7 protein-coding genes are annotated in these 7,457 nt (G+C 36.8%); 3 read left to right on the top strand and 4 right to left on the bottom strand.

Annotated features, from left to right (window positions below):
- Positions 1-250 precede the first annotated feature (250 nt).
- Both AC1M9J_RS14245 and AC1M9J_RS14240 read right to left on the bottom strand, forming a co-directional pair.
- Complete coding sequence (locus AC1M9J_RS14245) at positions 251-817, bottom strand: peptidylprolyl isomerase (RefSeq protein WP_481589581.1); 567 nt, start codon at positions 815-817, stop codon at positions 251-253.
- A 165-nt stretch (positions 818-982) separates the two neighbouring features.
- Positions 983-2,053: an alpha/beta hydrolase gene (locus AC1M9J_RS14240; RefSeq protein ID WP_481952530.1), complete on the bottom strand. Its 1,071-nt coding sequence runs from the start codon at positions 2,051-2,053 to the stop codon at positions 983-985.
- Positions 2,054-2,252: 199 nt separating this feature from the next.
- Here AC1M9J_RS14240 and AC1M9J_RS14235 point away from each other — a divergent pair, with 199 nt between their 5' ends.
- Positions 2,253-2,705, top strand: a complete 453-nt coding sequence (locus tag AC1M9J_RS14235) for a cell envelope integrity TolA family protein (RefSeq protein WP_092768671.1) — start codon at positions 2,253-2,255, stop codon at positions 2,703-2,705.
- Between the two features lie 194 nt (positions 2,706-2,899).
- Here the strand turns inward: AC1M9J_RS14235 and AC1M9J_RS14230 are convergent, their stop codons facing one another.
- Positions 2,900-3,151 (bottom strand): hypothetical protein, encoded by a 252-nt coding sequence (locus AC1M9J_RS14230; RefSeq protein ID WP_035269475.1) that lies wholly within the window; start codon positions 3,149-3,151, stop codon positions 2,900-2,902.
- 707 nt (positions 3,152-3,858) lie between these two features.
- Here AC1M9J_RS14230 and grpE point away from each other — a divergent pair.
- Together grpE and dnaK are read left to right on the top strand one after the other, a co-directional pair.
- A complete protein-coding gene (gene grpE / locus AC1M9J_RS14225) occupies positions 3,859-4,431 on the top strand; it encodes a nucleotide exchange factor GrpE (RefSeq protein ID WP_257219952.1) in 573 nt (190 codons plus the stop codon).
- Positions 4,432-4,549: 118 nt separating this feature from the next.
- The gene (gene dnaK, locus AC1M9J_RS14220) at positions 4,550-6,496 is read left to right on the top strand and encodes a molecular chaperone DnaK (RefSeq protein WP_481592405.1); all 1,947 of its coding nucleotides are present in this window, start codon (positions 4,550-4,552) and stop codon (positions 6,494-6,496) included.
- Positions 6,497-6,537: 41 nt separating this feature from the next.
- On the opposite strand, the gene AC1M9J_RS14215 is transcribed toward dnaK, so the two are convergent.
- Positions 6,538-7,449 (bottom strand): DUF6236 family protein, encoded by a 912-nt coding sequence (locus tag AC1M9J_RS14215; protein ID WP_481596665.1) that lies wholly within the window; start codon positions 7,447-7,449, stop codon positions 6,538-6,540.
- Positions 7,450-7,457 lie beyond the last annotated feature (8 nt).

Here is a 7,457-nt window from a genome sequence, read left to right as displayed (position 1 = left end):
TCAATGCTAGAAGCTGGACTCGAAACACTTAACAACTCAGCAACCTGCTTCGTTCGTCTCCGTGTATCTCGTCGGTATGGGGTGCATTCTAGAGCATTTCGAAATCATTGCAAGTGCTTTTAACCCCATGTTTTATTGAGTGTTCTATTTTTATGCACCATTATGATTCATTAATAATCACATTTACACTTAACCCTATAATATTGAAGCAAAAATATTAATTTAATATTTCTGCTTCTTTTTTTAATCACTATTTCGCTTTTGAAGGTTTTATATTCACACTTAAAATTTTAATAGGATTTTTTGGCACATCTTGATGCATACCAAATCTACCAGTAGGCACTTTTGCAATTTTATCGACAACATCCATGCCTTTAGTTACCTGACCAAACACAGCATAACCAGGATTCATTGGCGCTTTATTTAGAAAATCATTATCCGCAATATTGATAAAAAATTGGCTTGTTGCTGAATCAGGCTGGTTTGTACGTGCCATGGCTAAAGTGCCACGGTTATTCTTTAAGCCATTATAAGACTCGTTCTTGATTGGAGGTCGATTCGCTTTTTCTTTCATCGATACATCTAATCCTCCACCTTGGATCATGAACCCTGGAATAACCCGATGGAAGATTGTGCCGTTATAAAAATTAGCTTTCGCATAAGTTTCAAAGTTCTTTACTGAAATCGGAGCTTTATCATTAAACAACTCGATTTCGATATCTCCTGCTGATGTTTTGATTTGCATATGCGTATTTGCTGCCAAAGACAAAGTACTCATCGCCGCAACAGAAGCACCTAACATCATTTTTTTTAACATACGCTATCCTCTTATTGCTGTTTTATCTTATCTATTATTCATGAATCAATCGCCAGAAAAGATTCAGTTTTTTGTTAAGCATCAAAGTATTTTTATTCGATTACTCTATATAAAGAAAAAATCCTGAGTTTCGTTTAAATCTCAGGATTTGAAAGTAAGGATCTATTAACTATTTTTATCCCAAAATCTTCTAAACTCTTTACTCATTTCAATCAACAATTTTTTAGAACGCCCTGAGATTAGCGTTAGATTAATAAATCCGTGTGTTTGATCTTCAAAATCTTGATACAACACTTTAGTGCCATTTTGACGTAATTTGTGGGCGTAAATTTTGCCTTCATCATGCAATACATCATGTCCCGCTGTAACAACATAAGCTGGTGCCAATTTTTTTAGATTGCCGTATGTTGGGGAGATTAGTGGATTATCCAAAGCAACTTTATGTCTTGTCGCGTAGTATTCTGTCACATAGTCAATATCGCTGTTGGTTAATACTAAACCATCTTTATACGCAAAGAATGATGGATGACGACTTTTGAAATCCACCGCAGGATATATTAAAAATTGAGCTTGAGGCGCATAACTGGCATTCAATGCACGTTGAGCAACGACAGCACTAATATTACCGCCAGCACTATCTCCTGCTACAGCAATACGATTTTTTAAGATTTTAAAGTGACGACGATTTTGATATACCCATGCCAATGCGTCTTCACATGATTGAATCAATGATTGTGGAGAAACTTCTGGCGCTAAAGGATAATCAATACTGATCACTTGTGCTTTTGCATAATTCGCAATGATTCGGCACGCTTCATCATGTGTATTCACACTTCCGACAACAAACCCACCACCATGATAAAACACAATCATTGGTAATTTTTTATTCGGAGCAGGATGATAATGTCTGGCAAATACAGTACCACTTTGTAAAGGAAGACGAATATCTTCTACATATTGAACATGAGTTGATTTATGAGTGATGGATTGGATTTGATTTTCAAATTCTTTTCTTGATTTATCAATATCAGCGCCAATAAAGCCTGATTTTCCTTGTTTCAACTGTGCAGCCATCAAGCATTTTGTAAAACTATCGAGTTGAGGATAGTCATAGGGATAGCCAAGTAACTTCACTAGAGATTCTTGAACGATCTTTGGGAGTCGATCTAATGCACGTCCTGCAGAACCCTGACCATTTTCAAGTAATTGTTGTATTTTTTGATTCACGATTCCGATCCTTTTAAAAATCCGTATTCTTCATAATTTCTACACGATCAGCCATTTCATGACTATTTTGTTAACTAAGTCTACTGATCAATATACAAACTTCAATTCCATTTACGCTAATCTGACTATAGCAGTCTTGTCATTGACTATTTAATCCAACATCAGGAATTTTTTGGTTGTCCTGATTCAACATATAAAGGTGAAAGCTATGGCAATAAAAGTAATGATAATGTCATTGGCCACAGCAGTTCTTGCAGTCGGTTGTGTGGCCTTCCCTGACGATGGCCCTTATTATAATGGTAATTATGACCATCGTTATGATCGTGATTATGATCGCAACTATGACCGTCAACGTTGGGAGAGAGAACGCGCACAACGTTTACATCAACAGCGCCTTGAACAAGAAAAGCGCAAACGTGAATATGAACGTCAACGCCAACAACGTGAATTAGCAGATCGACGTAATAAAGAACGTGCTGAGCATGATCGTCGTAAACAGATTGAACAACGTCAAAAGGAAATTCTAAAACAACGTCAAGCTGAACGTAATCGTTGGAATCAAGATAATCGTAAAAAAGCGATTGAAGAACAACGTAAGCGCTTAGAACAGGATCGCAAGAAGCGAGAACAGGAACGTCAACACGATCGCCGAGATCGTTAAGCTTTCTTGGACTCAAGACAATTGATTTAAAGTTACCTCACAAACCTAACATTCACATTTGAATGTTAGGTTTTTTTAAGTGCTGTGATTCTAAAAATAGACAGTAAAGGCATCCTATTTACTCTCTATTCTCTGCTTTTTCATAAAATTTAATCCATTATAAGCATTTTAAATGAATTAAATTTCATTGCATTTTACTCAACAACTTGAGGGGCTTCTGCACCTTCAGCTGGGACAGCTTGAATCGGTTCAGCAGACTCTACACTTGGGTCAGCTTGTACAGCCACACCATTTTGGGTATCCATTTCAGTAGTTGCCGCTTGCGCTATTGAAGCATCTGTTTGTGTGGTCGCTTGAGCAGTTTCAGCAGATTGGTTTGAAGTACAACCTACAGTAGCAAAACCAATAGCTGCAAATGCCAGGGAAATGAGACCTAATTTTTTCATTGTTTAATTCCTTACTTGAAACATTCAAAGTCAGAGTTAACTTTGAAGGCTTATCATTCCTGACTTTTTTATTTCATGCGTCAGTTCTTGGTTCAAGTTTCGATGACTTCAGGTTGAACTTATGAAAAAAGTGTAAAGAAAATGCAATTCAACTTTTATAGTTGAATATATCTCCTAAGCCATTTATTTAATTTATTTTTTAGTGAATATGTGGTGCGATATAAACCCTTTTTGAAGGTGACTGAATCACAGTGTGGCTACACGGTATATCGGTTGCTTAACATTGTTACTCAGATCTCGACAAGCAAAAAAAAAACTCATCCAAGGAGGTTGGATGAGCTATTAAAAAGCAAAAACAAAATAAATAGAAACTACAGCGTTAGTATCTGGTTAAAGATAATACAGATTTGATTCTTTAAAAGGAAAGACTTGTTTTATCTGAATCTATATTTTTTATATATAAAATATACACTAAATCATATTTTTATAATCTTTCTCCAGTTCATCTCCTCGTCTTATTCTAGACTTTAGATTTCTCTAAATGGATCGAAAATTTTCATTCCTTGTTGTAAAGATGAATTTAGTAGAAATAAACATCGTTTAAGCTTGAATTATTTATAGTCGCCCACATTACCTTTGTATTGATGAATTACACACGCATGGCAGTTCAGATTAACGCAGTTAACACTGATGCCAAAGGACTGTACATGTTTAAAAACCCATTTAAGCGGAGATCTTCCATGGCAAATGAGCAAAACGAACAAACTCAGGACGTTCAAACGGAACAAACTGAACAGCAAGTTGAAAATCAACAAGCTGAAGTTGAAGTTTCTGTAGAAGACCTTCAAGCGCAAATCGCAACGCTGACTGAAAACTTAAAATATGAAAAAGCAGTTGCTGCAAATGCGAAGTATGAAGCAGAAAAAACCAAAGAACGTTTAGAGCGTGAGGCGGATACTGCGAAAAAATTTGCTTTAGAGAAATTTGCAAAAGAATTATTGGATTCAGTTGACAACCTTGAACGTGCAATTGCTGCTGCAGGTGATGAAAAAACTCCTTTATCAGAAGGTGTAGAACTCACACTGAAGTCATTGTTAGCAACATTAGAAAAATTTGGTGTTGTGGCAGTTGACACTGAAAATGGTTTTAATGCTGATTTGCATCAAGCAGTAGGTATTGCTCCAGATGCAAAAGCGGGTGAGATTGGTACGGTACTTCAAAAAGGTTACACCCTTTCTGGCCGTTTACTTCGTCCTGCAATGGTCATGGTAGGCCAATAAGTCAAGAAATACGGGAGTTTGTAAAAATTTTTTAAGTTTTTAACTTGAAAAATAATGAATGGCTCTCATATCGGATAACAAGTGAAAGATCACAACAAAATTTTCGAGGAACACATCAATGGCTAAAATTATTGGTATTGACTTAGGTACTACAAACTCATGTGTTGCAGTACTTGAAGGCGATAAAGTTAAAGTAATCGACAACGCTGAAGGCGCTCGTACAACTCCGTCTATTATTGCGTATAAAGATGGCGAGATCCTTGTTGGTCAATCAGCTAAACGTCAAGCGGTAACAAACCCGAAAAATACATTATTTGCGATCAAACGTTTGATCGGTCGTCGTTACGAAGATCAAGCAGTTCAAAAAGATATTGGTCTTGTACCTTACAAAATCATCAAAGCTGACAATGGCGATGCTTGGGTTGATGTAAACGACAAGAAACTAGCACCACAACAAATCTCTGCAGAAGTTCTTAAGAAAATGAAGAAAACTGCGGAAGATTACTTAGGTGAAACAGTTACTGAAGCGGTAGTTACTGTTCCTGCATACTTCAACGATGCTCAACGTCAAGCAACGAAAGATGCTGGTAAAATTGCTGGTTTAGATGTTAAACGTATCATCAACGAACCAACAGCTGCAGCGCTTGCGTTCGGTATGGACAAGAAAGAAGGCGACCGTAAAATCGCGGTTTACGACTTAGGTGGTGGTACTTTCGACGTATCAATCATTGAAATCGCTGACCTTGATGGCGACCAACAAATCGAAGTGTTGTCTACTAATGGTGACACATTCCTTGGTGGTGAAGACTTTGATAACGCGTTAATCGATTACTTGGTTGAAGAGTTTAAGAAAGAACAAAATGTGAATCTGAAAAATGATCCACTTGCGTTACAACGTTTGAAAGAAGCTGCTGAGAAAGCGAAGATTGAATTGTCTTCTTCTAATGCAACTGAAATTAACCTTCCATATATCACGGCTGATGCGACTGGTCCTAAACACTTAGTGATCAACGTAACACGTGCGAAATTAGAAGGTCTTGTTGCTGACTTAGTTGCTCGTACAATCGAGCCATGTAAGATTGCACTTAAAGATGCAGGTCTATCAACTTCTGATATCTCTGACGTGATCTTGGTTGGTGGTCAGTCTCGTATGCCACTTGTACAACAAAAAGTACAAGAGTTCTTCGGTAAAGAGCCACGTAAAGACGTGAACCCTGACGAAGCTGTGGCAATGGGTGCTGCGATCCAAGGTGCTGTACTTTCAGGTGATAAGAACGACGTTCTATTACTTGACGTAACACCGTTGACACTTGGTATTGAAACAATGGGTGGCGTGTTAACTCCAATCATCGAGAAAAACACAACAATCCCTGCGAAAAAATCACAAGTGTTCTCTACAGCTGCTGATAACCAGCCTGCAGTAGACATTTCGGTTTACCAAGGTGAACGTAAAATGGCTCAACAAAACAAATTGTTGGGTAACTTCCAATTGGGCGATATCCCACCTGCTCCACGTGGCGTGCCGCAAATTGAAGTATCGTTCGACATCAACGCTGATGGTATCTTGAAAGTATCTGCGAAAGACAAGAGCACTGGTAAAGAGCAATCAATTCAAATTAAAGCAAACTCAGGTTTGAGCGATGCTGAAATTGAAGCGATGATCAAAGATGCTGAAGCGAATGCTGAAGAAGATCGTAAGTTTGAAGAACTTGCTAAAGCACGTAACGAAGCTGATGCATTAGTTTCTTCTGCTCAAAAAGCAGTAAAAGACCTTGGTGAACAAGTGACTGCTGATGAAAAAACTGCGGTTGAAACTGCTGTTTCAGAACTTGAAGCTGCAACCAAAGAAAATGATGTTGACGCGATCAAAGCGAAAACTGAAGCACTTCAAAACATCATCATGCCGATCACTCAACGTGCTTATGAAGCTGCGCAGGGTGCTCAAGGTGGTGCGCAAGGTTTTGATCCAAATGCATTCCAAGGTGATGCTGCTGGTCAACAACAAAAAGCGGACGACGGTGTTGTAGATGCTGAGTTCACTGAAGTTAAAGATGACAAAAAATAATTTGTCACTTTAAATAAAAGACCGCGCGAAAGCGCGGTTTTTTAATTTTGGTTATTAAACTTTTGCAGAATTATTCCATTACTTATTGCTGAGGATATGAATTGAAATTCAGGGGAATTCTGCTTTGCTTCATGAATTTTTTGTTTAGAACTAAATAAATTAAAAAATGTTTTTCCAAAATTATATGTCCCTGAAAGATTAAATCCACCAAGAACTAAATCACCTGCAGCTAAACCAACTTCTAAAAGTTCTGACTTATTATGCCGAATATCACTAATTAAAGATTTCATAGAGTAATATCTAAACCTACATGAAAAGGCGTGCTCATAATCTCGAATCGCTCTTTCAAATTCTTCCAGCTCATAACATTTTGCTAAATCTCTACGTGCTAAATTCTCATGAGAACTAATCTTTTCAAATAATTTATATTTAGCAAAATGTAATCTATCTAATTCATCCAAATAATCTTCTCTAAATTTTCTTAATGTATCAATCGGAACATACGTACTTGGATAAGGTAAACATTTTGAAATTTCAACTCGAATAGAATCCTGTTCAATTAAACTTTCAGATTCAATACTATTAAATCCCTCAGCAACATTATTATAAATTATCCAATCTGCATCTTTATTTTGTCTTCTTACACTTTGACATGCTAATAATGATTCTAATGCCATTCTTTGCATTTCTGATGAATGCATTGACTGTGGGGGTGCATTAGAATAAAACTCAATGACACCATTACTTCTAAATTCTTCAATTACATCATTAGTAAAATGAAACATTGGAATTTGTGTGACTATTATATTATCCCAATAAAGCCCATAAAACATTAAATCTGCATGTGTTAAATCTTTAGCAACAAGTCCATTTTCATTCGAAACACCACCCATTCCTGAAATTATTAAACCTTTAGTAATTCTTTTCTTTTTAAATTGAATTATGTCACTCATTATAAAAC

It is taken from the genome of Acinetobacter sp. ANC_7588, assembly GCF_056783995.1.
The sequence above is the reverse complement of the archived record's forward strand: the minus strand, read 5'-3'. Positions and strand labels throughout refer to the sequence as shown.

Coding starts and splice junctions, on each gene's coding strand:
- AC1M9J_RS14245 (WP_481589581.1), bottom strand. CDS start 817: ATGTTAAAAAAAATGATGTTAGGTGCTTCTGTTGCGGCGATGAGTACT.
- AC1M9J_RS14215 (WP_481596665.1), bottom strand. CDS start 7,449: ATGAGTGACATAATTCAATTTAAAAAGAAAAGAATTACTAAAGGTTTA.
- AC1M9J_RS14235 (WP_092768671.1), top strand. CDS start 2,253: ATGGCAATAAAAGTAATGATAATGTCATTGGCCACAGCAGTTCTTGCA.
- grpE (WP_257219952.1), top strand. CDS start 3,859: ATGTTTAAAAACCCATTTAAGCGGAGATCTTCCATGGCAAATGAGCAA.
- AC1M9J_RS14230 (WP_035269475.1), bottom strand. CDS start 3,151: ATGAAAAAATTAGGTCTCATTTCCCTGGCATTTGCAGCTATTGGTTTT.
- dnaK (WP_481592405.1), top strand. CDS start 4,550: ATGGCTAAAATTATTGGTATTGACTTAGGTACTACAAACTCATGTGTT.